Here is a 21,765-nt window from a genome sequence, read left to right on the forward strand (position 1 = left end):
GGTGCCGCCACCGACAACCGGTCCGGGGGCCGCGGCGAGCGGTCCGGGGGCGCCGCGCTCCGGTCGCGTGCCCCGGCCCGCGCACGCGGCGATTGCGGGTGGCTCGGGAGGGCCCTGCGGGCCGAGGGCCGTCCTGTCACACCCCGGTGGATCGGTGTGCGGCCCTCCGGTACGGTGCACCGCACGGCGGAGGGCCGCGTTCCCGACCGGTGCGGGCGGTGCGGCGGGGTGACGTGGCTGCCCTCGTGGGCCCGCCGGGCAGGGCGGGACAGGCCTTAGGCTCCCCTCATGGACGCTGACGGGATATCGCTGCTGAACGTCGTGGACGTCGAGGCCACTTGCTGGGAGGACCGGCCCCCGCCGGGCGAGGTCAGCGAGATCATCGAGATCGGGCTGACGGTGGTGGACCTGGCCGCGCGGGAGCGGCTGGCCAGGCACCGGATCCTGGTGCGGCCCGCGCGCTCGTCGGTGAGCCCCTTCTGCACCGATCTGACAGGTCTGACGCAGGACGAGGTGGACGGCGGACTGTCCTTCGCCGAGGCCTGCCGCGAGCTCGCCGCCGAGCACCGGGCCGGGCGGCGTCCGTGGGCCAGCTGGGGCGACTACGACCGCAGGCAGTTCACCCGGCAGTGCCGGGCCACCGCCACCCCCTACCCCTTCGGCTCCCGGCACACCAACGCCAAGGCCGTGTTCACCGAGGCCCGGGGACTGCGCAGGCGCCCGGGCATGGCGCAGGCGCTGGACCTCGCCGGACTGCCCCTGGAGGGCCGCCACCACCGGGGCGAGGACGACGCCTGGAACATCGCCGCGCTGGTGCTCGCTCTCGCGGAGCAGGGGGCGTGGCCGACGGCGGAGGGCGCGCCGGGGTGAGCGGTCCCGGGCCGCAGCGGGCGCGCTGCGGCGCGGGAGCACCGGGTGCGTGCCGCCGTGCCGGTGCGGGCCCGCCGCTCAGGCGAGGTCGAGATCGCCCCTGCGGGCCTCGGCGGGGGCCTCCGCCCGCTCCGGCGGGCGCCAGGCGGGGGTGAGCGGCGCGGACACCGCGCGCCACCAGGGGTCGGCGGGCAGGGCGCCCGACGGTTCGAAGGGCTCGCCCGGACGGGGGAAGGCGGCGGCCTGGCCCGCCTCGTCGGCCGCGTCCCTCGTCCACTCCCCCGGCTCGGCCCACGGGTGGGGTGCGAGGTTGAAGGTGCCCCAGTGGATGGGCAGGAGGACTCCCGCCGGAACTCCGCCCTGGAGGTCGAGGTGGGCCCGCAGCCCCTCGTCGGGGCGCATGTGGATGTCCGGCCAGTAGTCCGAGTAGGCACCGATCTGGATCATGGTGGCGTCGAAGGGGCCGTGCTGGGCACCGATGTCGGCGAAGCCGGGGAAGTACCCCGTGTCCCCGCTGTGGTAGATCCGGTGCTCGGGCCCGGCGACGGCCCAGGAGGCCCACAGGGCGTGCTGCCGGTTGCGCAGGCCCCGGCCGCAGAAGTGGCGTGCCGGGGTGGCGGTCAGGCGCAGGCCCGCGATGTCGGTGGTCTCGTTCCAGTCGAGCTCGCGCAGCCGGTCCGGTGCCACGCCCCAGCGCTCCAGATGGGCCCCGACCCCCAGGGGCACCGCGAAGACGGTGCCGGACCCGACGAGGTCGCGGATCGTGGGAAGGTCGAGGTGGTCGTAGTGGTCGTGCGAGATCACCACGGCGTCGACGGTGCCGAGGGAGGCCAGCGGGACGGGCACGCGGTGCAGTCTGCGGGGGCCGACGAAGTCGAAGGGGGAGCAGCGCTGCCCCCAGACGGGGTCGAACAGGACCCGCCGGCCGTCGATCTCCGCCAGGACGCTGGAGTGCCCCATCCAGGTCAGACGCAGGCCGGAGGCGGGCCGCCGGGCCAGGTCGGCGAGGGTGGTGCCGTGGACGGGCACCGTGCCGGACGGGCTGCGGCGGGCCCGCGCCTCCTTCTCGAAGTAGATCCGGGCGAATTCCGACAGGGAGGCGCCGGAGGGGCGCGTCCGGGCGCCGACCGGGTTCCGGAAGGAGCCGTCGGAGAAGTTGGGCGAGTTCCGGATGCGCTGCAGGCGCTCACCCGAAGGGTCGGCGCCGAAGGCGGCGGTCCTGAGGGCGCGCAGCCGCGCACGCAGCGGGTGGAAGGGACCTGCGCCGGTCACGGCACCTCCTGGTGGTCGGCGGTTGCTTCCATTATGGGTTTTCCCCGGCACTCCGGCCGGTCCGGACGGGCGCCCGCGGTCCCCGGGCAACGTGTGCGCGGGTCGCCGTGTTCCCCGCCGGGCCGCCGGACGTGCCCGTGGCGCCCCCTCCTCGGGGCGGACGCCGGGCCACGGCGGCGTCCGCGGGCGGGGGGCGTCCGGGGGCGGGGGGGGCGTCCGGGGCGGGTGTCACATCCGGCCGGGCCCGCCCCGTCGTACGGGTGGAGATCCGGACACCGCCTCAGGAGGCCGCCATGCCCCGCTCGCCGTCGGCGCCCCGCCCCTTCCCGGCACCCGGGGCACCCGTGGCGGGTCCGCGGCGGGTGCCCGAGCCGGTGGGGCACCCGGCGCCGGGCAGCCGGGACACCGGGATGCACGGCGTGTGGGAGCCGGGCCGCGGAGCGCTGCGCCGCTCCCACGGAATGACCGGAATTAGAGCCTCCGCACTCTGGACCCGCGCCAAGATCCGCTGTGTAGGGTGACGGCCGTGGCCAGAGTCCGATTGAGCGTTGCGCAGCGCCGGGAGGAGCTGCTGAACGCCGCCGTGGAGCAGATCGAGCAGCGCGGTGCGGCGGCGGTGCGGATCGCCGACGTCGCCACCGCGCTCGGTGTCAGCAACGCTCTCGTCCTCTACCACTTCTCCTCCAGGGAGCAGCTGGTGGCCGCCGCGTTCAGCCATGCCGCCGACGCCGACCTGCGGCATCTGCGCAAGATCGCCGCCCGGCGCACCTCCGCGCTGCGGCGCCTGCGCTCGGCGGTGCGCTGGTACGCGCCGACGGGTCAGGCCAAGGGGTGGCGCCTGTGGATCGAGGCGTGGTCGATGTCGCTGCGCGATCCGGACCTGCGCGATCTGTCGCGCGGGCTCGACCAGCAGTGGAAGTCCGCCCTGGCCGAGGTGATCGCGGAGGGCGCCGCGGCGGGCGAGTTCTGCTGCGAGGACCCGGCGGCGGCCGCCTGGCGCCTGACGGCCTTCCTGGACGGCCTCGCCGTGCAGATGACCTGCTACGCCGGTGCCGTGTCCCGTGCGGCCATGCTCCAGTGGGCGGACGACGCGCTCGCCCGCGAGCTGGGGCTGGACCGGGAGGTGCCGGCGCCGGCGGGCGGCTGAGGTCCCGGTCCCCGTGCGCCGCCTGCCCGGGAGCGGGCGGGACGGCCGGGCGGCCCGCCCGGCCCCGGGATCCGGGGCGGGGCGGCCGCGGTGCCTCACAGGGGCATGAGGTCCGGGCGCTTGGCCTCGACGTGGTCGCCGGAGCTCTGGCCGCGCAGGCGGCGGCCGATCCAGGGCACCAGGTGGTCGCGGGCCCAGTGGATGTCGTCGCGACGCACCTCCAGGGCGCCCCGCGGGGGCAGCGGCGGCCAGGGCTGGTCGGGGTCGGCGGGCACCTCGATGCCGAGCACCTGGGCGGCCCGGAGCGCGACCCGGGTGTGCCCCTCGGGGGAGAGGTGCAGCCGGTCGGCGTCCCAGGCCCGCCGGTCCTGCACGGACCTCAGGGACCAGAGGTCGAGGACGGGGCAGCCGTAGCGGTCGGCGATCGCCCTGACGTGTGCGGTGTAGGTGGCGATCTTGCCCCGCAGGTGGCGCAGGACGGGGACGTCCCGGGTGTCGAAGCCGGTGGTCACCATGACCGTGCCGACCGAGGAGGTCAGATCCGCCACGGCGCGCTCGAAGCGGGCTGCGACGTCGTCGGGGTCTGTGCCGGGGCGGATGATGTCGTTGCCGCCCGCGCAGAAGGAGACCAGGTCGGGGGCGAGCTCCTTCGCCCTCGGGACCTGGTCGGCCACGATCTGGTCGAGGAGCTTGCCGCGCACGGCCAGGTTGGCGTAGCGGAAGGCGCCCTCCGGCGCGAGGTCGTCCAGGATCACCGCGAAGCGGTCGGCCCAGCCGACGAACGCGCCGTCCGGTCCGGGGTCGCCGACACCCTCGGTGAAGCTGTCACCGATCGCTGCGTACGACCCGAATGTGCCGCTGGTCCGTGTTCTCGAATCGTCTGCCACGGGACAGTATTTTTCCCGCCCGGATGTGACCTACGCGACCGTAGGGAGGGGTTGACGCCGGGTGATCTTTACCACCGGTCAAGTTTCCCCCAAGCCGGAATACGCGGAGTCCCCCGCTCCGCGGGTGGCGGTGCGGGGGATTCGTCGAGGTCCGCGGAGCCCTCCGCCGCCGGCGGGGCCGGCGGTGGAGGCGTGCGGGAAGCGTCAGACCGAGACGCCGTGCTGGCGCAGGTAGGCAACCGGGTCGATGTCCGTGCCGTAGGAGGAACCGGTGCGGATCTCGAAGTGCAGGTGCGGGCCGGTGGAGTTGCCGGTGGAGCCGGAGAGCCCGATCTGCTGGCCGCCGCTCACCTGCTGGCCGCCGGAGACGGAGAGCGAGGAGAGGTGGGCGTACTGCGAGTAGGTGCCGTCGGTGTGGCGGATCACGACCTCGTTGCCGTAGGCCCCGGCCCAGCCCGCGGAGACCACGGTCCCGGCGCCCACGGCCTTGACCGAGGTGCCGGTGGAGGCGATGAAGTCGACACCGGTGTGGTAGCCGCTGGACCACATGGCGCCGCTCTGGCGGTACGGCGTGGAGACGGTGGCCCCGGGGATGGGGGCGCTGAAGCCGGAGGCGGGGGCCTCGGCGGCGGGCTTCTCCGCGGGCGCGGCGGCGGCCTTCTTCGCCGGGGCGGCGGTCCTGGCCGGTTCGGCGGCCTCGGCCGGGGCCGCCTCGCGGGCGTCGTCACGCGAGGCGCGGGGGGCCGATCCGGTGCGCACCTCGGGGTCGTTCTTCGCCGCGGACTTCGCGCCGATGGTGAGCTCCAGCCCCGGGTGGATCAGCGAGGGGTCGGCACCGATGGCGCGGCGGTTGTCGTTGTAGAGCTGCTTCCAGCCACCGCGGAGGCCGCTGTCCTCGGCGATCTGCGACAGGCAGTCCCCGGGGACGACGGTGTACGTGCGGGGCGCCTGCGCGGCCGGGGCCGCCGCCGGGGCGGTCGCGGGCACCGCGGCGGCGGCCCGGGCGGGTGCGGTGGCGGGTGCCTGGCCCGTGGCCGCGTGGGCGCCCGCGGCGCCGAGCAGCGGCAGGGCGATGGCGGCGCCGCCGGTGCCCGCGACGACGAAACCGCGGGTCAGCGAGGTGGACTTGGGACGGCGGTGCTTACCCTTTCCGGGCATGGCGCATTCCTCTCCGGCGCCTGCGAGGTGAGCTGTCGGGTTCGAGCTGGAGATGCCCGATCGCGCAGTACGCGCGATTTCACCCCAAGCCGTCCGAAATCATCCGGATACGGCGTACTACCTGGGTCCCCCGCTCCTGCCACGCATGGGTGAGTGCGAACTCCGGTCGGCGGCAGGATTAGGCGGTCCGTCCGGATTGAGCGTGACCGTAGGCGAGCCGCCGCGACGGAACAACCCGTCCCGATCCACCGCCCCCCGGGAACTCCCGCACGATCACCGCACCCCATCACCCTGCGTGGGCGACCACCCGTCAACTTCCGCCCCCGAGCTGGAACTGACACCCCGACAGCGGCCACGGTGCGTCACGATTATGATCCTGCTCACCCGGGCATTCCCATTTCGCCCAGGAAAGGACACCACCCACCCAAGAAGTCAATTCGGACAGAAAACGCGAAGGCTTATCGAATAGTGCACTTGCCCCGCAAGATCGGGAGAGCTCGTCCCCTTCGCCCGCATTCCCGTCCACCGGTCCGGCCCCTCCCGCACCGCCACCGGCCCCGCGCCGGGAGAGTGCGGACCGGCGCCACAGGGCACAGGGGCGCGGGCCGGGTCGGAAGCCCGGTGCCCGACGCCTCCCGCGCCCCCGGCCGAGATGGTTGCCGCATGAAACGGATGTCGTATCGTCGGGTTCGCGCCCTCGTCGGCTCCCCGCCGACGGCTGTGACCCGAAGGAGTCCATGTGACGCAGCAGCTGCCGCAGGCCCCGTCGGCCGAGCCCGAGCTCGCCGGAGTCCGAAACTTCCGGGACGTGGGCGGGCTGCCGACCGTCGACGGCCGCACAGTCCGCCACGGCAGGCTCTACCGCAGCGGTCACCTCGCACACGCGACCGCCGCCGACGCGGCGTTCCTCGCCTCACTCGGGCTCCACACGATCTTCGACTTCCGCAACGCGGCGGACCAGCGGCTGGAGGGACCGGACGTCGACCTCCCCGGGGTGCGCAACCTCAACCTCCCCCTCAGCGACCCGGCCGACGGCGCCGAGTTCTGGCGGATGGTGCGCGACGGCGACCTGGAGCAGCTGAAGGCGATCCTCGCCGACGGCAAGGGTGCGGCGCGCATGACGGAGTCCTACCGCTCGATCATCCGGGAGCGGACCGCGGAGCACGGCCGCGTGCTCCACGCGATCGCCGAGGACAGCGTCCCGGCCCTGATGCACTGCGCGGCGGGCAAGGACCGCGCCGGCCTGTCGGTGGCCGTGACCCTGCTGGCCGTCGGCGTGGAGCGCGACGCGATCGAGGCCGACTACCTCAAGTCCAACGACCCGCACCGCCGCTACCGGGTCCAGCGCGGGCCCGGTGCCCCCGAGGGGATGTCGGCCGCGGTCATGGAGCTGCTGAACCCCCTCTTCGACGCCCGCGCCTCCTATCTGGAGGCGGCCTTCGAGACCATCGACGACACCTGGGGCGGCACGGAGCGCTATCTGTCCGAGGGGCTCGGCCTCTCCCCCGCCACCCGTGAGCGGCTGCGCGGGCGGCTCCTCGACGGCGCCTGAGCCCGCGACGCACCCCGGGGGTCCGCTGACCCCCGGGGTGCGCGCCGCCCCCTGGGGGGCGCCCGGTCTACTGGTTCGAGCCTCCCACCAGGAACAGCAGGTAGAGGAAGGCCGCGATGACGTGGCCGGCGACCAGGTAGGCGAAGAGGCGTATCACCAGGCCGCGGGGGAAGCGGTCCCCGCGCGGTCCGCCGGCCTCACCGCTGCGGCCGTCCAAGGGGTCGTGGGACATCGCGTGATCACCTGTCTCGGGTCAGGGACGGACGGATCCGTGGGGATGGGGGTCGGGGCTCCGGAGCAGCGTGTGGACGAAGAGCAGCTCGGCGCCGCCGGGTTCGGCGGCGGCGATGCGGTGGGGGGTCTCCGAGTCGAAGTGGGCGCTGTCCCCCGGCCCCAGCTCGTGCACGGTGTCGCCGAGCGCGAGCCGCAGCCGGCCCTCGACGACGTGCAGCCACTCCTCGCCGGGGTGCACCCGGACCAGGTCGCCCTGGGTCCCGTAGGGCACGGTGACCCGCAGCGCCTGCATGGCCCGGCCGGGTGGGCCGGCCTGGTGGTAGGTCCAGCCGTCCGCCCGGACCGGCTCGTGGCGGCCCGCTCTGACCACAGGCTCGCGTTCGGGGGCCTGCTCGCCGAGCACCTCGCCCACGGTGGTGCCGTAGACGCGGGCGAGGGCGAGCAGCAGGGGCAGCGAGGGCTGGCGGTTGCCCGTCTCCAACCGGGAGAGGTGCGCCGGGGAGAGTCCGGCTCGGCGGGCCGCGGACTCCAGGGTGAGCCCCCTGCCCCGGCGCAGGTCCCGTAGTCTCGGGGCGACGGCGTCGAGCCCCTCGGGCGCCGGGTCGGCGGAAGTGGTCATGCCTCCATTCCGCCACTCTTTTGCCGCCCGGGCAAGTTTCTTGCCTCGGAGGCAAAGGGACCTCCGGGGCCGGCCGTGGACGGCGCCCCGGGAGCGGACCCCCGCCCGGCTTCCGGCACGATCCCGTTGCCGCCGACGCCCCCGGACTCCACGGGCGTCGGGCCGCACGCACCGGGGAGGCGCCCCCCGGTCCGGCGTGGCGGCATCCGGCGACGGCCCTTCGGCACCCCGGCGGCGCCCTTCCCGGCCCCCGCAGGTCCCCCGCCCTGCGGACGGTGGAGGAGCCGGGCCCCGGGGCCGCCCGACGCACGGCCTCGTCCGCCCGGCTGCCGGAGCCCCGGTGTGCGGCTGGTGCGGTCGCACGGCTCAGACGGGACAGCGCGACGGGCGAAGCCCCGACGACGCGGCCACCACCCGTCAGCGAGGGGACGGGCCTGCGGGTCGGTACTCCTCGCGCAGGCGGGCCAGCAGGTGGGCGTCGAGGAAGCCCCGCTCGGAGGCCGGGTCGTGGAGCAGCCTGGCGAACACGGCGAACCCGGCCCCGGCCAGGAGCCCGGCGAGCCGGTCCGGCGGCCAGCTGTAGGCGGGGGCCACCCTGTGGTCGAAGCGGACCGGCTCGGGTGCCCCGGTCGCGAAGAACGAGACCAGGAGCAGCCCCCCTGGCTCCAGGACGCGCGCCTGCTCCGCGAGCAGCGCGGGCAGTTCCCGCGGAGGCGTGTGGATCATCGAGTAGTGGGCCAGCACTCCCCCGAGCGCGCCGTCCCCGACCGGCAGGGCCTCCATCCGCGCCTCGGCGAAGCACAGCGCCGGACGGATCCGCCGGGCGTGGCCGACCATGGCCGGGGAGAGGTCGAGCCCGAACGCCTCGAGCCCCAGCTCGTGCAGCATGGCCGTCAGGTGCCCGGGCCCGCAGCCGACGTCGGCCGCCCGCGGATTGCCCGTCCCGCGCACCAGCTCCGCGAAGGTGTTGATCATGTTCCGCGCGAACGGCTGCGTCTCCAGCCGGTCGGCGAACATCGACGCGTACAGCTCGGCGACCTCGTCGTAGGCCGCCCTGGTCCCGTCCTGGTGGTCCGACACGGAGGCACGCTAGCACCCGGTCCGCAGCCGCTTCCCGGTGCCCGTGGCGGCTGCCCCGCCGCCGCGGCGGACGAACCCGGCCGCCGGGACGGAGGCCCCGCACTGCTCCGCGGCGGGGCAGGGAGCACCGGGAGCGGCGGCCCGCCGGTTCCGCGACCGGGCGCCCGCGGGGCCGGGCTCCGCGGGGAACCGGCGGACCCCGCCCGGGCGGGGTCCGCCGGTTCCGACGTGCAGGTCAGCGACCGGAGACGGCCTGCCTGACCAGGGTCCGGCCGAAGTCCCACAGCAGACCGCCGCCGGAATGCGCGTCGTCCATCACCGCGGTGAAGGCGGACACGAAGCGGTCCACCTCCGCCTCGCCGATGATCAGCGGCGGGATCAGCTTGATGACCTCCAGGCGGTCCCCGGAGACCTGGGTGAGGATCCGGTGGCGGTGGAGCAGGGGGTGGACCACCGTCTGCGCGAAGAGCCCCCTGCGGGCCGCCTGGAGCATCGCCCAGCGGCCGCGCAGGCCCAGGGACTCGGGCCGGCCGAACTCGATGCCGATCATCAGTCCCCGGCCGCGTACCTCGTGGAGCAGTTCGTAACGGTCCACCAGGGCGGCGAGCCGGGAGCGCAGGAGTTCCCCCGTCACCCGGGCGTTGGCCACGACCTGCTCGTCCTCCAGCACCGCCAGCACCGCGAGCCCGGCGGCCATGGCCTGGGCGTTCGAGCCGAAGCTGGCCGAGTGCACCAGGACCCGGTCCATCGAGGAGTAGACCTTCTTGAAGATCCAGTCCCGCCCCAGGGTCGCGCCCACGGGGACGTAGCCACCGGAGAGCGCCTTGGCCACGCACACCAGGTCGGGCTCGACACCGGCCTCGTACTGGAAGGCGTAGAAGTCGCCGGTGCGCCCGAGGCCGGTCTGCACCTCGTCGGCGATCAGCAGGGCACCGTGCCGGTGCAGCAGCTCCTGGGCTCCCGGCAGGAAGCCGGGCGGGGCCGGGTGGACCCCCTTGCCCTGGATCGGCTCGACGACCAGTCCGGCCACGTCCCCCCGGGCCAGCTCCCGCTCCAGGGCGTCGAGGTCGCCCAGCTCGATCGGGGTGTCGGGCAGCAGGGGCGCGAAGCCCTCACGGAACCCGCTCTCGCCGTTGACGGAGAGGGAGCCGGCGGTCAGCCCGTGGAAGGCGTGGGTGCAGTAGAGGATCCTGGGGCGCCCGGTGGCGTACCGGGCGAACTTCAGCGCCGTCTCCACGGCCTCCGTACCGCTGTTGCCGAAGAAGACCCGCTCCAGGTGGGGGGTGTGCCCGAGGAGCTTCTCGGCGAGCAGCCCGGGCAGCGGCTGGCAGTCGAAGCGGGTCAGGTCGGCGAGCTGGGCGTCGAGCACGTCGTGCAGGGCGCGGCGTACGACCGGGTGGTGGCGGCCCAGGCCCATGACGCCGAAGCCGGCCAGCATGTCCAGGTAGTCGTTGCCGTCCGCGTCCCAGAAGTAGGCGCCTTCGGCGCGTTCGTAGACCTTGTCGAAGCCGAGGGTGTGCAGCATCCGCGGCAGTTGGTGGTTGAGGTGGCGGCTGTGCAGCGCATAGCGCTCGCCTCCGCGCCGCGCCAGCAGCTCCGCCAGGTCGAAACCCCCCGGTGCCCGGGTCATCGCTCGGTTCTCCTCGTCTCGTGGACCGCTCGGCCGCCGTGCGCGCGGGCGGCACCGCGCCGCCCGCGCGCCTCGTTCACCGCGTGCCGCCGACCGACTCCCGCGCCGCCCGCAGGGACTCCTTGAGGGAGCCCATCGTGGCGAGGACGGCCGTGGGCTCGTACCCGCAGTGCGCCATGCAGTTGGCGCAGCGGGCGTCCTTCCCCCGGCCGTAGGCGTCCCAGTCGGTCTCCTCGACCAGCTGGCGGTAGGTCGGGACGTAGCCGTCGCTCATCAGGTAGCAGGGCCGCTGCCATCCGAAGAGCGAGTAGTTGGGGATGGCCCAGGCGGTGCAGGGGAAGTCGGCCCTGCCCTCCAGGAAGTCGAGGAAGAGCGGGGAGTGGTTCAGGCGCCAGCGGCGGCGGTTGCCCCCCGCGAAGGCCTTGCGGAACAGTTCGCGGGTCTGCTCCACGCCGAGGAAGTGCTCCTGGTCCGGTGCCTTCTCGTAGGCGTAGGCGGGCGAGATCATCATCTCGTCCACGCGCAGCTCGTCGTTGAGGTAGTCGAGCACCTCGACGACGGTCTGGGGGGTGTCGGTGTTGAAGAAGGTCGAGTTGGTGGTGACCCGGAACCCCCGGCGCTTGGCCTCCTTGATCGCGGCCACCGCCTCGTCGAACACGCCCTCCTTGGCCACCGACTCGTCGTGGCGCTCGCGCAGCCCGTCGATGTGCACGGCGAAGGCGAAGTACGGGGAGGGGGTGAACTTCTCGATCTTCTTGCGCAGCAGCACGGCGTTGGTGCACAGGAAGACGTACTTGCGGCGGGCGACCAACTGGCGCACGATCTCGTCGATCTGGGGGTGCATCAGCGGTTCGCCGCCCGCGATGGAGACCATCGGGGCGCCGGACTCCAGCACCGCCCCGACCGCCTGCGCCACCGGCATCCGCTGCTTGAGCACCCCGGCCGGGTGCTGGATCTTCCCGCACCCCTCGCAGGCGAGGTTGCAGGCGTACAGCGGCTCCAGCTCGACGATCAGCGGGAACTTCTCGCGCCTGCGGAGCTTCTGTTCGAAGAGATAGGTCCCGACCCTGATGGTCTGGCGGAGCGGCATGGCCATCTGGCTCACCTCCTGGGGAGCAGCAAAGAACGGTGCCATTCGTGGAATGCGGGAAGGACGCCACAAAGGACGCGGAATGCCGATATTCCACCGCGTACGGTGCTGATCCTGACCAGTTCGTGCTCGGGGGCGTCCACGACCACCCGTACGGCGGCAACCGGGCGGGGGCCCGCCGCCAGGGCGCTGCGCAGAGTGGCCGCGGACTCCATGTCCACGGCGATCGCCCCGGTCGCCTCCAGCCGGGCGCGCTCCGGGCCGCGCACCACGTGGTCGGCGCCCGCCAGGACCCCGCCGTGGACGGTGCGGCCGGGCAGGGCGCGTGCCACCGCCCGCCGCAGCAGGGCGGGCTCGGTGCAGCGTGTGCCGGTGCCCTCGGCGCGTGTCTCGTCGGCGACCACGACGTCGCCCGGATGCATCCCCGGGGCCAGTCCGGCGCAGAACCCGGAGGCGACCACCGCGGCCCGCCGGAGCGGGTCGGTGGAGCAGGCGGCGAGCACCGCCCGCTCGGCGTTCGCCGGGCCCATGCCCGTGCGCAGCACGGTGGCGGCGGCCGCGCGGCCGGGCCCCCGCAGGGCGAGGCGCTCGATGCCGAGTGCGCAGGCGACCAGCAGCGGCGCGTCCTCGGGGGCCGCGGCCTCCGGCGGAAGGGCCATCAGGCCCCCTCACGGGCGACCGCGGGGCCGGTCGACGGGCCGCCGTGCAGATAGCGGCCGAGGGCGGTGAGCGGGAAGACCTGCCGGTAGAGGTGGTAGTTGATGGAGAAGTCCCAGGGGAAGCCGGTGCCGGTGAACTGCGGCTCGTCCCAGGAGCCGTCGGGGTGCTGGGACGCGGCCAGCCAGCCGACACCGCGCCGCACCGCCGCACCGTCCTGCTCCCCCGCCGCCAGCAGGGCGAGCAGGGCCCAGGCGGTCTGTGAGGCGGTGGACTCACCGCGCCCGATCCAGCTCCGCTCGCGGTAGGAGCGCAGGTCCTCGCCCCAGCCCCCGTCCTCGTTCTGGACGGACTCCAGCCAGGAGACGGCGCGCCGGATGGCGGGGTGGGCGGGGGGCAGCCCCGCGGCCGTCAGCGCCGGGACCACCGCGCCGGTGCCGTACACGTAGTTGACGCCCCAGCGGCCGAACCATGCCCCGCTGGGCTCCTGTTCGGCCAGGAGCCACCGCAGTCCGCGCCGGACGCGGGGGTGGTCGGCCTTGCCCTCGTGGGCGAGCATCTCGACGACGTGCGCGGTGACGTCGGCGGACGGCGGGTCCACCACCTCGCCGAAGTCGCAGAAGGGCAGCCGGTTCGGGAAGGGGCTGGTGTTGTCGGCGTCGAAGGCGCCCCAGGCTCCGTTGCGGGACTGCATGCCGAGGGTCCAGCGGGCGCCGCGCTCGGCGGCCGCCTCGACGCGTGCGGGGTCGGGGTGGCTCACCCGGCGCAGTGCGAGGATCACCTCGGCGGTGTCGTCGATGTCGGGGTAGTTGTCGTTGTGGAACTCGAACGCCCAGCCGCCCGGGCCGAGTTCCGGGCGCCGCACGGCCCAGTCGCCGGGGCGGACGATCTGCTCGCCGAGCATGAAGTCCACGGCCCTGACGAGGGCGGGGTGGTCGGGCGGCACCCCCGCGTCGCCCAGGGCGATGGTGGCGAGGCAGGTGTCCCAGACGGGCGACTGGCAGGCCTCGACCATGCGGACGGGCAGGCCGTCCTGCTCCCTCCAGACGGCGAAGCGGTCCAGGGAGGCGAGTCCTTCCCGCAGGACCGGGTGGTCGAGGTCGTAGCCGAGGAGGTGGAGGGCGATGAGCGAGTACACCGCCGGGGGCTGGATGCCGCCCCAGCAGCCGTCGTTCTCCTGGCGCTCGACGATCCAGCGGGCGGCGCTGCGCATCGCGGCGCGGCGCACCGCCCGGGGCGCGACGCGGTGGTAGTGGTGCAGGACCCGGTCGGCGCGCTGGAAGAAGCCGTCCCAGCTGGTCGCCGGCGCCATCCTGCGCGGCGGGCAGGGCTCGTCCGGGTCGCGGTGCAGCTCGTCGAGGGCGAAGGGGGCGGGGCGCACCGGCCGCTTCGCGGAGACGATGGACAGGGGCACGATGGTCTGCCGGGCCCAGCAGCCGAAGTCGTAGATGTTCAGCGGGAACCACGTCGGCAGGAAGATCAGCTCCGGCGGCAGCTCGGGCAGGTCCTCCCACCGCCACCAGCCGAAGAGCGCGAGCCAGATGCGGGTGAAGACCCGGCTGGCGGCGATGCCGCCCTGGCCGCGGATCCAGAGCGCGGCGCGCAGCATGTGCGGGTCGTCCGGCCGGTCCCCGGCGAGCCGCAGTGCGACGTACGCCTCCACGGTGGTGGACAGGTCGCCCGGACCGCCGTGGAAGGAGGCCCAGGTGCCGTCCTCGCGCTGGAGGCCGCGGACGTGGCGCGCGGACGCCTGGGTGGTGTGCTCGTCCCGGATGCCGAGGAACTGCCGCAGCAGCAGGTCCTCGGCGTCCATGGTCACGTTGGTCTCGAGGTCGCCCTTCCACCAGCCCCGGTCGTCCTGGCGGTCCAGCAGGTGCCGCACCGCCCGCTCGGCCGCCCGGGCCGCGGCCTCGCGGGTGTCGGCGGGAGGCGCGGCCGGGGCCTCCCGCGCCGGAACCCCCGGGCCCGCCCCGGCGGTCGCGGTCCGCGCCCCGGCGGGTGCGGAGCCGGCCCGCACGGGCCCGCTGCCGCCGTCGGTCGTCGCTGTCATGGTGTCCCCTTCATGGCAGTGGTCTCGCATGAGCTTCTGCTGAGCTGGGGTATCCGTCGGCCGGTGACCGCGTGGGTCACCGGCCGGCGACGCGCGTCATATGGTGCGGGGGGTGCTCCGCCCGGTGGTGCTGGCAGTGATGGCGATCATCTCTTTCGTACGACGACGAAGTCCGCGAGCGCGAGGAGCTGTTCGCGGACCTCCCGGGGCATGTCGACGCGGTCGAGGGCCCCGACGGCGACGGCGTGCTGGCGGCGGGCCTCCTGGGCGGTCCAGTCGCGGCCGCCCGCCTCCTCGATGAGGGCCGCCCGGACGGCGAACTCCTCCTCGGAGAAGGTGTCGAAGTCGCTGCTCTTGGCGTCCGCCGCGAGCAGTTCGCCGAGCCGCGCCGAGGCGGGGCCGTCCGCGGCGAGCGCGGCGACGACCGGGAGCGACTTCTTGCGCTGGCGCAGGTCGCTCCAGGTCTGCTTGCCGGTGGACTCCGGGTCGCCCCAGATGCCGAGGAGGTCGTCCACGGCCTGGAAGGCGAGGCCGAGGTGGTGGCCGTAGGACTCCAGGATGTCGGCGGTGCGGTCGTCGGCGCCGCCGAGCACCGCGCCGATGGAGACGGCGCAGGCGAGCAGCGCCCCGGTCTTGTTGCCCTCCATCTCCAGGCACTCCTCGACGGTGACCCGCTCGCGGTGCTCGAAGGAGATGTCCTGGGCCTGGCCGTCGATGAGCTTGCGGGTGGCGGTGGTCAGGCGCCGGGCGGCCCGTCCGGCCTCCACCGTGCCCAGTTCCAGCAGCAGTTCGTTGGCCAGGGCGAACAGGGCGTCGCCGACGAGGATGGCCTGCGCGGGCCCGTGCACCTTCCAGACCGTGTCCCGGTGGCGGCGCTGCTCGTCCCCGTCCATCAGGTCGTCGTGGAGGAGGGAGAAGTTGTGGACGAGTTCGACCGCGACCGCGCCGGGGACGCCGACCTCGGGCGCGGCACCGGCCGCCTCGGCCGACAGGAGGGCCAGGGCGGGGCGCACGGCCTTGCCGCCGTCTCCGTGGGAGGGGTTGCCCGCGGCGTCGATCCAGCCGAAGTGGTAGGCGGCCACGGTGTCCATGGGCGCGGCGAGGCGGTCCACCGCTGCGCGCAGCACCGGCGTGGACAGGGCTCGTCCGCGCTCCAGCAGCGCGGCGATGTCCGTGTCGGGCACGGTCCTTGCGGTCTGTGCGGTGTCTTCGGCCGGATGGGCCGAGGGCACTGTCGGCACGCTTACTCCTCTGATTCCGGTACGGATGCTCACGCCGCCTCCCCGGGCGGGTTGCCGTGGGGGCGGCCGAGCGCGGAGAGCGCAGCGGCTGCGGCGCTGAAGCCGCTGCGTACGGCACCCTCCATGGTCGCGGGCCAGCCGGTGGCAGTCCACGCGCCAGCAAGGTACAGGCCGGGGGCACAGGTGTGCGCATCCGGCCGGAGCCTGCCGACCCCGGGGGCGGGCGCGAAGGTCGCGGTGCGCTCCCGGGTGACGAAGAAGTCCCGGACCCGGGCGCCGCGTGCCGCGGGCAGCAGCCTCCGCAGTTCGGGCAGGTAGCGCTCGCGCAGCACGGCGACGGGATCGTCGATCTCGTCCTGCGCCGCGGACTGCGAGAGCGCGAGGTACTGGCCCCCGGTGGCACCGGAGGCCCCGGTCCGGTCGAAGACCCACTGGACGGGCGAGCCCAGCGCCGCGGCGAAGGGCCCGCGCATCACCCGGCGGTCGTAGTGGACGTGGACGTTGAGGATGGGCGCGGTGCCGATGTCCAGGAGCCGCCCGGGCTCGGGGAGGGCGCCCTCGGGCAGCAGCGCGTGGGTCTCGCGCTGGGCGGTGGCGAGGACCACGGTGTCCGCGTCGAGCCGCCGTTCGCCCGCCGTGACCCGCCACCGGCCGTCGGTCCGGGTGAGGGCGCGGACACGGGTGGACAGTTCGGTGCGCACCCCCGCCTCGTCGAGCGCCTTGCGGCTCAGCGTGTCGTGGAGGTCGCCGAGCGGGACGCGCGCCCAGCCGATGTCCGCCGCTCCGGGCTCGGAGAGCAGGCCGGTCTTGAACACCATGGCGGCCAGAGCCGTCGACACCTCGGGGGCGCGGGCGTTGAGCGTGGCGACGCCGACCAGGTCCCACAGCGCGGCGACGGCCCGCGGGGACTGCCCCCGGCGGGCGAGCCAGGTGGCGAAGTCGACGCCGTCCAGGGCGGGGTCGGCCGGGTCGAGGCGCCGGAGCGCGAGGGCGGCGCGGGCGACGGCGGCGCGCTCCGCGAGCGAGAGGTGCGGGTAGCGGGCGAGCCCCCCGGCGAGGTGGAGCGGGACGGGCAGGCCCGTGCGGCGCAGCCGCCCGACGCGCGGCCCGCCGGGAGCCGCGGCGTCGACCACGGGGACGTCGAGCCGGTCCTGGAGGGGGGCGAGGGAGGTGGCCCCGATCCGTTCCAGCAGCCAGCGGTAGGCCGTGCAGCAGCGCAGGAAGACGTGCTGCCCGTTGTCCACGGTGAGTTCGCCCCGGCGGAAGGAGAAGGCCAGCCCGCCGAGCCGGGGGCGGCCTTCGAGCAGGGTGACGTCCAGTCCGGCGTCGGCGAGGCGGAGCGCGGCGGTGGTGCCGGCGATGCCGCCGCCCACCACCACGGCGCTTCGGGGCCCGGGTGCGTCGCCGCTCACGCGCGCCCCCGGGGGACGCGCCGGGTGTCGAGTCCGGACAGGCCGCGGACGGCGACGTACGCCTTCTCCCGGCCGGGCAGGGACACGCGTCCGCGCAGTACGGCGTGGGGGTCGCGGTCGATGCGGTCCAGGAGCCGGCGGTAGATGCCGGCCATCGCCGCGACGCAGGCGCCGCTGCGGCGGTCGAGCAGGGGCAGCAGCCGGTAGCCCTCGGTGAACAGGGCCCTGGCGCGGCGCACCTCGAAGCGGACCAGTCCCTCGAAGTCGGCGCCCGGCGGGAGGGTGCGGCCCGCGAAACCGTCGGTGCAGCCGAACCTGGCGAGGTCGTCGGCGGGCAGGTAGAGGCGTCCGTTGCCGGCGTCCTCGCGGACGTCGCGGAGGATGTTGGTGAGCTGGAGGGCGAGGCCGAGGGTGTCGGCGTACTCGGCGGCGCGTTCGGCGCCCGGGGCCCCGGGCGTGGTGCCGAACACCCCGAGGGAGAGCCTGCCGATGGAGCCCGCCACGCAGCGGCAGTACTCCCTGAGGTCGCCCCAGGTCTCGTAGGTGCGGCCCCTGACGTCCATGAGCACGCCGTCGATCAGCTCGTCGAGGCCGTCGAGCGGGACGGGGAAGCGCGCGGCCGCGTCGGCGAGGGCCACGGCGACGGGGTCGGTGTCGTCCTCGGCGACGTCGTCCTTGCGGATGCGGTCGAGCAGGTGGCGGGTGTCCTCCAGCCGGGACTGCTTGGCCTCCGGGGCGAGCCCCCCGTCGCCGATGTCGTCGACGCGGCGGGAGAAGGCGTAGAGCGCCGACATGGCCTGGCGCTTGCCGGTCGGGAGCAGCCTGATCCCGTAGGCGAAGTTGCGGGCCTGCTGCCCGGTGACGGCCTCGCAGTAGCGGTAGGCCGCCTGCACCGGGGCCGGCACGCGCTCGGGTTCCTCCATCGTCCGGCTCATCCCTTTCTCCGTGCCCTTCGCAAGACCAGTCCCGTTTCTCGCAGTACCTCCACCTTTGTCGCTTTTGGTGGACCGGGCAGCACATCATGTCCGGCGGCGGCGATCGCCGCGAGCGCGGCACGCCCACCGCCGACGAAACCGGCGAGCAGCAGCCGCAGCCGGCCGTGCACGCTGCCGGCGAGCGCGGCGCCCTCGTCGAGGAGACCGGCCGCCCGCTCCGCCTCGGCGGCGACCAGGGCGCGCACCGAGGCGCCCGCGGAGGGCGCGGCCAGCTCGTCCTCCGTGACACGGAAGCGCTTGAGGTCCTCGGCCGGCAGGTACACGCGGTCGCGCGCCAGGTCCTCGGCGACGTCCTGGAGGTGCTCGACGACCTGGAGGGCGGTGCAGACGGCGTCCGAGCGGCGGATCCGCTCGGGGCTCGCCGTCCCGGTGATCCCGAGGACGAGGCGGCCGACGGGATTCGCCGAGAGCTCGCAGTAGGCCAGGAGGTCGCCCCAGGTCCCGTAGCGGCGCACCAGCTGGTCCTGGCGGTTGGCCGCGATGAGCGCACGGAAGGGCTCGGGGGTGAGGGAGCACCGCTGCACGGTGGGGCGCAGGGCGCCGAGCAGCGGGTGACGGGGGGTGCCGCCCGCGGCGAAGACCCGTTCGAGATCGGCGTCGAGGGCGTCGAGCAGCGCGAGGCGGTCGGCGCCGTCGGCGCCGAGCCACCGGGCGTCGGCCCCGCCGGGGTCGAGGTCGCCGTCGCCGATGTCGTCGACCAGGCGGGCGTATCCGTAGACGGCCATCAGGTCCCCGCGCCAGGCGCGGGGGAGGAAGAAGGGGGCGACCGGGAAGTTCTCGTCGGCGGCCTTGTCGAGGGTGGCACGGGCCCCGGCCGGGCGTGCCTGCCGTGCTCCCGTCACCGCGCGACGCCCCCTGCCGCGGGGGCCGCGAAGGCCGCGCGGACCTGATGGGTTTCCGTCAAGGCCGTCACATCTCCTAGTTGTACACCGCTGAACCGGTACATCCCTTTTCGGACACGCCGCCCCCGAGCGGGCCCCCCGCGCCGAGCAGAGGAAGGGTCACTTTGGCACGGTTTGCCCCACTTGCCGAGAATGCGCACCGGACCAGCTTACGTCGTACAACGTCCGGGCCCGCCGCGGGGTGCCCGTGATCGACGGCCGGAAACGAGCGGCCCCCGCCGTGCGGCTGCGGCGGGGGCCCGGGGAGCGCCGTTCGGGGTGGACGCGGCGCCCCGGCCGGGCATCCGCCCGGCCGGGGCGCCGCGCTACTTGCCGGTCTCCTTCTCGTACGCCCGGATGACCTCGTCGGTGGGACCGTCCATGAGCAGTTCCCCCTTCTCCAGCCACAGGACGCGGTCGCAGGTGTCCCTGATCGACTTGTTGCTGTGGCTGACCAGGAACACCGTGCCCGCCTGCTTGCGCAGTTCCCGGATGCGCCGCTCGGAACGGATCTGGAAGCGGCGGTCACCGGTCGCGAGCGCCTCGTCGATCATCAGCACGTCGTGGTTCTTGGCGGCGGCGATGGAGAAGCGGAGCCTGGCGGCCATGCCGGAGGAGTAGGTGCGCATCGGCAGGGTGATGAAGTCGCCCTTCTCGTTGATCCCGGAGAAGTCGACGATGTCCTGGTAGCGCTCGCGGATCTCCTCGCGCGACATGCCCATGGCCAGGCCGCCGAGTATGACGTTCCGCTCGCCGGTGAGGTCGTTCATCAGCGCCGCGTTCACGCCGAGCAGCGAGGGCTGCCCGTCGGTGTACACCCTGCCGCTCTCGGTGGGCAGCAGGCCCGCGATGGCGCGCAGCAGGGTCGACTTGCCGGAGCCGTTGGTGCCGATCAGGCCGATGGCCTCACCCCGGTATGCGGTGAAGGTGACACCGCGGACGGCGTGCACCTTGCGCACGCCGCGGGACTGGCCCTGGTCGCGGCGCAGGATGCGGCTCAGCGCTGCCGTCGCGCTGCCGCGCCCGCCCCCGCCCGCGTTGACCCGGTACACGATGTGGACGTCGTCGGCGATCACCGTGGGGATCCGCTCCCCCGCGGGCGTCGCAAGCATCTCGTCAGCCACGGCCGTACCGCTCCTCCGCCTTCCAGAAGTACACGAAGCCCGCGACGCCGACGACGAGCGCCCAGGCGAGCCCGGCGGCCCACACGTGGGCGGGCAGGTTGGACGAGCCGTACTCGTCGATCAGGGCGAAGCGGACCAGGTCCATGTAGATCGCCGCGGGGTTGTACATGAGGATGTCCGCGATCCAGGCCGGGCGGTCCCTGAGCATGATCGGGATCGAGAACATCACGCCCGACGCGTACAGCCAGGTGCGCATCACGAAGGGCATCAGCTGGGCCAGGTCCGGCGTCCTGGCACCCAGCCGGGCCATGATCAGCGCCAGGCCGGTGTTGAACACGAACTGGAGGGCCAGGGCGGGGACCACCAGCAGCCAGGACCAGGTGGGCAGGCTGCCGAAGGCCACCACCACGGCGACCAGCACCACCATGGAGAACAGCAGCTGCTGGAGCTGCTGGAGCGAGAACGAGACGGGGAGCGAGGCCCTGGGGAAGTGCAGCGCCCGCACCAGGCCCAGGTTGCCCGAGATCGCCCGCACGCCGGCCATCACCGAGCTCTGGGTGAAGGTGAACACGAAGACGCCGGTGACCAGGAAGGGAACGTAGACGCTGGTCGACATCCCCCGGTTGGCCTGGAGGATCAGGCCGAAGATCAGGAAGTACACCAGAGCGTTGAGCAGCGGGGTCGCCACCTGCCACAGCTGGCCGAGCTTGGCCTTGCTGTACTGGGCCGTCAGCTTGGCCTGCGAGAAGGCCAGGATGAAGTGGCGCCGCCCCCACAGCTGACGGACGTAGTCGGCCAGCCCGGGGCGCGCGCCGCTGACGGTCAGGCCGTGTGCGGCGGCCAGCTGCGCCGGCGGGAGGTCGTCCTCGACTGGCGGCGCCGGGCTCGTGGCGACGGCACCGTGGTGGGTTGTCTCACTCACAAGTGAATACTTTCATGGTCAAGTTGCACGGCGATCGGGGGCTGGGACGTCCCCCGCCGCCCCGGGCCCAGATGCTCTCAGAACCGAGCTTGTCAGATCACAGGAGGTCGGCCCATACGTGTGAGCCGCCACACAGTACGCCACCTCATGGGGCGGCGCCCCCCGCAGGGGGTGCGCCAGCCCTCCGCGAAGCCGGAGAACCAGGCCCGCAGCGCGGACGCGGAGGGGCGGCGGAGCAGGGTCAGCAGCAGCCACACCCCGAGGTAGACGGGGACCAGCGGCGCGGGCAGGTTCCGGCGGGCGAGCCAGACGCGGTTGCGGGCCACCAGGCGGTGGTACACGGCGTGCCGGGACGGCGGCGTGGTCGGGTGGAAGAGCACCATGTCGGCCCGGTAGCCGACCGACCACCCGGCGTCCAGGGCGCGCCAGGCGAGGTCGGTCTCCTCGTGTGCGTAGAAGAACTCCTCGGGCAGCCCCCCGACCTCGGCGAACACCGCGGTGCGGACCGCGTTGGCGCCGCCGAGGAAGGTGGTCGCGCGGGAGGAGCGCAAGGGGTCGGAGGCACGCAGCCGCGGGACGTGGCGGCGCTGGGTGCGCCCCGTGTCGGGGTCGGCGATGCGGAAGCCGACGATGCCCAGGCGGCGGTCGGCGGCGAAGGCCTCGCGTACCAGGCGGGCGGTGTCGGTACGGGCGAGCCGCCCGTCGTCGTCCAGGAAGAGCAGCACGTCGACGTCCCGGCCGGCCGGCCCGAAGGCCTCGATGCCGGCGTTGCGCCCGCCGGGGATGCCCAGGTTCTCCGGGAGCTCCACGGTCCGCACGCCGTCGGGGAGGCCGGTGACCGGCGTCCCGTTGCCGACCACGACCACCTCGACCCGGTCGCCCTCCTGGGCGGCGACCGAGTCGAGCAGGGCGCGCAGTTCCGCGGGGCGGTCCCCCATGGTGAT

20 protein-coding genes and 1 riboswitch are annotated in these 21,765 nt (G+C 74.3%); of the genes, 3 read left to right on the top strand and 17 right to left on the bottom strand.

What is annotated here, in order from left to right; translation table 11 throughout:
• The first annotated feature begins 288 nt into the window (after positions 1–288).
• Positions 289–870, top strand: a complete 582-nt coding sequence (locus tag NPS70_RS22010) for a 3'-5' exonuclease (protein WP_256526088.1) — start codon at positions 289–291, stop codon at positions 868–870.
• A gap of 78 nt (positions 871–948) precedes the next feature.
• On the opposite strand, the gene NPS70_RS22015 is transcribed toward NPS70_RS22010, so the two are convergent.
• A complete protein-coding gene (locus tag NPS70_RS22015) occupies positions 949–2,142 on the bottom strand; it encodes an MBL fold metallo-hydrolase (protein WP_256526089.1) in 1,194 nt (397 codons plus the stop codon).
• Between the two features lie 526 nt (positions 2,143–2,668).
• Between NPS70_RS22015 and NPS70_RS22020 the strand changes: the two genes are divergently transcribed.
• Positions 2,669–3,289 (top strand): TetR/AcrR family transcriptional regulator, encoded by a 621-nt coding sequence (locus NPS70_RS22020; RefSeq protein ID WP_256526090.1) that lies wholly within the window; start codon positions 2,669–2,671, stop codon positions 3,287–3,289.
• A 95-nt stretch (positions 3,290–3,384) separates the two neighbouring features.
• Here NPS70_RS22020 and NPS70_RS22025 read toward each other — a convergent pair whose 3' ends face one another.
• Both NPS70_RS22025 and NPS70_RS22030 read right to left on the bottom strand, forming a co-directional pair.
• Entirely contained in the window at positions 3,385–4,176 is a 792-nt protein-coding gene (locus NPS70_RS22025) for an SGNH/GDSL hydrolase family protein (protein WP_256526091.1), read from the bottom strand.
• Positions 4,177–4,380: 204 nt separating this feature from the next.
• Complete coding sequence (locus tag NPS70_RS22030; RefSeq protein WP_256526092.1) at positions 4,381–5,334, bottom strand: M23 family metallopeptidase; 954 nt, start codon at positions 5,332–5,334, stop codon at positions 4,381–4,383.
• A 4-nt stretch (positions 5,335–5,338) separates the two neighbouring features.
• Positions 5,339–5,496, bottom strand: a riboswitch (cyclic di-AMP (ydaO/yuaA leader).
• 577 nt (positions 5,497–6,073) lie between these two features.
• Between NPS70_RS22030 and NPS70_RS22035 the strand changes: the two genes are divergently transcribed.
• The gene (locus NPS70_RS22035; RefSeq protein WP_256526093.1) at positions 6,074–6,886 is read left to right on the top strand and encodes a tyrosine-protein phosphatase; all 813 of its coding nucleotides are present in this window, start codon (positions 6,074–6,076) and stop codon (positions 6,884–6,886) included.
• A 67-nt stretch (positions 6,887–6,953) separates the two neighbouring features.
• Here the strand turns inward: NPS70_RS22035 and NPS70_RS22040 are convergent, their stop codons facing one another.
• The 14 genes from NPS70_RS22040 to NPS70_RS22105 form a co-directional block, all read right to left on the bottom strand.
• A complete protein-coding gene (locus NPS70_RS22040; protein WP_256526094.1) occupies positions 6,954–7,118 on the bottom strand; it encodes a DUF6126 family protein in 165 nt (54 codons plus the stop codon).
• Between the two features lie 21 nt (positions 7,119–7,139).
• Complete coding sequence (locus NPS70_RS22045) at positions 7,140–7,739, bottom strand: helix-turn-helix domain-containing protein (RefSeq protein ID WP_256526095.1); 600 nt, start codon at positions 7,737–7,739, stop codon at positions 7,140–7,142.
• Between the two features lie 417 nt (positions 7,740–8,156).
• Positions 8,157–8,819: a class I SAM-dependent methyltransferase gene (locus tag NPS70_RS22050; RefSeq protein WP_256526096.1), complete on the bottom strand. Its 663-nt coding sequence runs from the start codon at positions 8,817–8,819 to the stop codon at positions 8,157–8,159.
• A 235-nt stretch (positions 8,820–9,054) separates the two neighbouring features.
• On the bottom strand, positions 9,055–10,449 hold the full coding sequence (locus NPS70_RS22055; RefSeq protein WP_256526097.1) for an aspartate aminotransferase family protein: 1,395 nt from the start codon (positions 10,447–10,449) through the stop codon (positions 9,055–9,057).
• 76 nt (positions 10,450–10,525) lie between these two features.
• Positions 10,526–11,545, bottom strand: coding sequence for an adenosyl-hopene transferase HpnH (hpnH, locus tag NPS70_RS22060; RefSeq protein ID WP_256526098.1), 1,020 nt, complete (start codon positions 11,543–11,545; stop codon positions 10,526–10,528).
• A gap of 5 nt (positions 11,546–11,550) precedes the next feature.
• Positions 11,551–12,198 carry a 1-hydroxy-2-methyl-2-butenyl 4-diphosphate reductase gene (locus NPS70_RS22065; RefSeq protein ID WP_256526099.1) on the bottom strand — a complete coding sequence of 216 codons (648 nt, stop codon included), beginning with the start codon at positions 12,196–12,198 and terminating at the stop codon, positions 11,551–11,553.
• Positions 12,198–14,246 carry a squalene--hopene cyclase gene (gene shc / locus NPS70_RS22070; RefSeq protein ID WP_256526100.1) on the bottom strand — a complete coding sequence of 683 codons (2,049 nt, stop codon included), beginning with the start codon at positions 14,244–14,246 and terminating at the stop codon, positions 12,198–12,200. The genes NPS70_RS22065 and shc overlap by 1 nt, the downstream gene beginning before the upstream one ends.
• 146 nt (positions 14,247–14,392) lie before the next feature.
• Positions 14,393–15,478, bottom strand: a complete 1,086-nt coding sequence (locus NPS70_RS22075) for a polyprenyl synthetase family protein (protein WP_256526139.1) — start codon at positions 15,476–15,478, stop codon at positions 14,393–14,395.
• Between the two features lie 38 nt (positions 15,479–15,516).
• Positions 15,517–16,899 (bottom strand): hydroxysqualene dehydroxylase HpnE, encoded by a 1,383-nt coding sequence (hpnE, locus tag NPS70_RS22080; RefSeq protein WP_256526101.1) that lies wholly within the window; start codon positions 16,897–16,899, stop codon positions 15,517–15,519.
• On the bottom strand, positions 16,896–17,834 hold the full coding sequence (gene hpnD / locus NPS70_RS22085) for a presqualene diphosphate synthase HpnD (protein ID WP_256526102.1): 939 nt from the start codon (positions 17,832–17,834) through the stop codon (positions 16,896–16,898). The genes hpnE and hpnD overlap by 4 nt, the downstream gene beginning before the upstream one ends.
• Positions 17,831–18,736, bottom strand: a complete 906-nt coding sequence (hpnC, locus tag NPS70_RS22090; RefSeq protein WP_256526103.1) for a squalene synthase HpnC — start codon at positions 18,734–18,736, stop codon at positions 17,831–17,833. Before hpnC ends, hpnD begins: the two co-directional genes overlap by 4 nt.
• A 365-nt stretch (positions 18,737–19,101) precedes the next feature.
• Positions 19,102–19,887 (bottom strand): ABC transporter ATP-binding protein, encoded by a 786-nt coding sequence (locus tag NPS70_RS22095; protein WP_256526140.1) that lies wholly within the window; start codon positions 19,885–19,887, stop codon positions 19,102–19,104.
• A 4-nt stretch (positions 19,888–19,891) separates the two neighbouring features.
• Positions 19,892–20,821 carry an ABC transporter permease gene (locus NPS70_RS22100; protein WP_256526104.1) on the bottom strand — a complete coding sequence of 310 codons (930 nt, stop codon included), beginning with the start codon at positions 20,819–20,821 and terminating at the stop codon, positions 19,892–19,894.
• 92 nt (positions 20,822–20,913) lie between these two features.
• Positions 20,914–21,759, bottom strand: coding sequence for a glycosyltransferase family 2 protein (locus tag NPS70_RS22105; protein WP_256526141.1), 846 nt, complete (start codon positions 21,757–21,759; stop codon positions 20,914–20,916).
• Positions 21,760–21,765 lie beyond the last annotated feature (6 nt).

The organism is Streptomyces sp. C10-9-1, from assembly GCF_024497955.1.
Classification (GTDB): domain Bacteria; phylum Actinomycetota; class Actinomycetes; order Streptomycetales; family Streptomycetaceae; genus Streptomyces; species Streptomyces sanyensis.

Coding starts and splice junctions, on each gene's coding strand:
- NPS70_RS22010 (WP_256526088.1), top strand. CDS start 289: ATGGACGCTGACGGGATATCGCTGCTGAACGTCGTGGACGTCGAGGCC.
- NPS70_RS22030 (WP_256526092.1), bottom strand. CDS start 5,334: ATGCCCGGAAAGGGTAAGCACCGCCGTCCCAAGTCCACCTCGCTGACC.
- NPS70_RS22040 (WP_256526094.1), bottom strand. CDS start 7,118: ATGTCCCACGACCCCTTGGACGGCCGCAGCGGTGAGGCCGGCGGACCG.
- NPS70_RS22045 (WP_256526095.1), bottom strand. CDS start 7,739: ATGACCACTTCCGCCGACCCGGCGCCCGAGGGGCTCGACGCCGTCGCC.
- NPS70_RS22055 (WP_256526097.1), bottom strand. CDS start 10,449: ATGACCCGGGCACCGGGGGGTTTCGACCTGGCGGAGCTGCTGGCGCGG.
- hpnH (WP_256526098.1), bottom strand. CDS start 11,545: ATGGCCATGCCGCTCCGCCAGACCATCAGGGTCGGGACCTATCTCTTC.
- NPS70_RS22065 (WP_256526099.1), bottom strand. CDS start 12,198: ATGGCCCTTCCGCCGGAGGCCGCGGCCCCCGAGGACGCGCCGCTGCTG.
- shc (WP_256526100.1), bottom strand. CDS start 14,246: ATGACAGCGACGACCGACGGCGGCAGCGGGCCCGTGCGGGCCGGCTCC.
- hpnD (WP_256526102.1), bottom strand. CDS start 17,834: ATGAGCCGGACGATGGAGGAACCCGAGCGCGTGCCGGCCCCGGTGCAG.
- NPS70_RS22095 (WP_256526140.1), bottom strand. CDS start 19,887: ATGCTTGCGACGCCCGCGGGGGAGCGGATCCCCACGGTGATCGCCGAC.
- NPS70_RS22105 (WP_256526141.1), bottom strand. CDS start 21,759: ATGGGGGACCGCCCCGCGGAACTGCGCGCCCTGCTCGACTCGGTCGCC.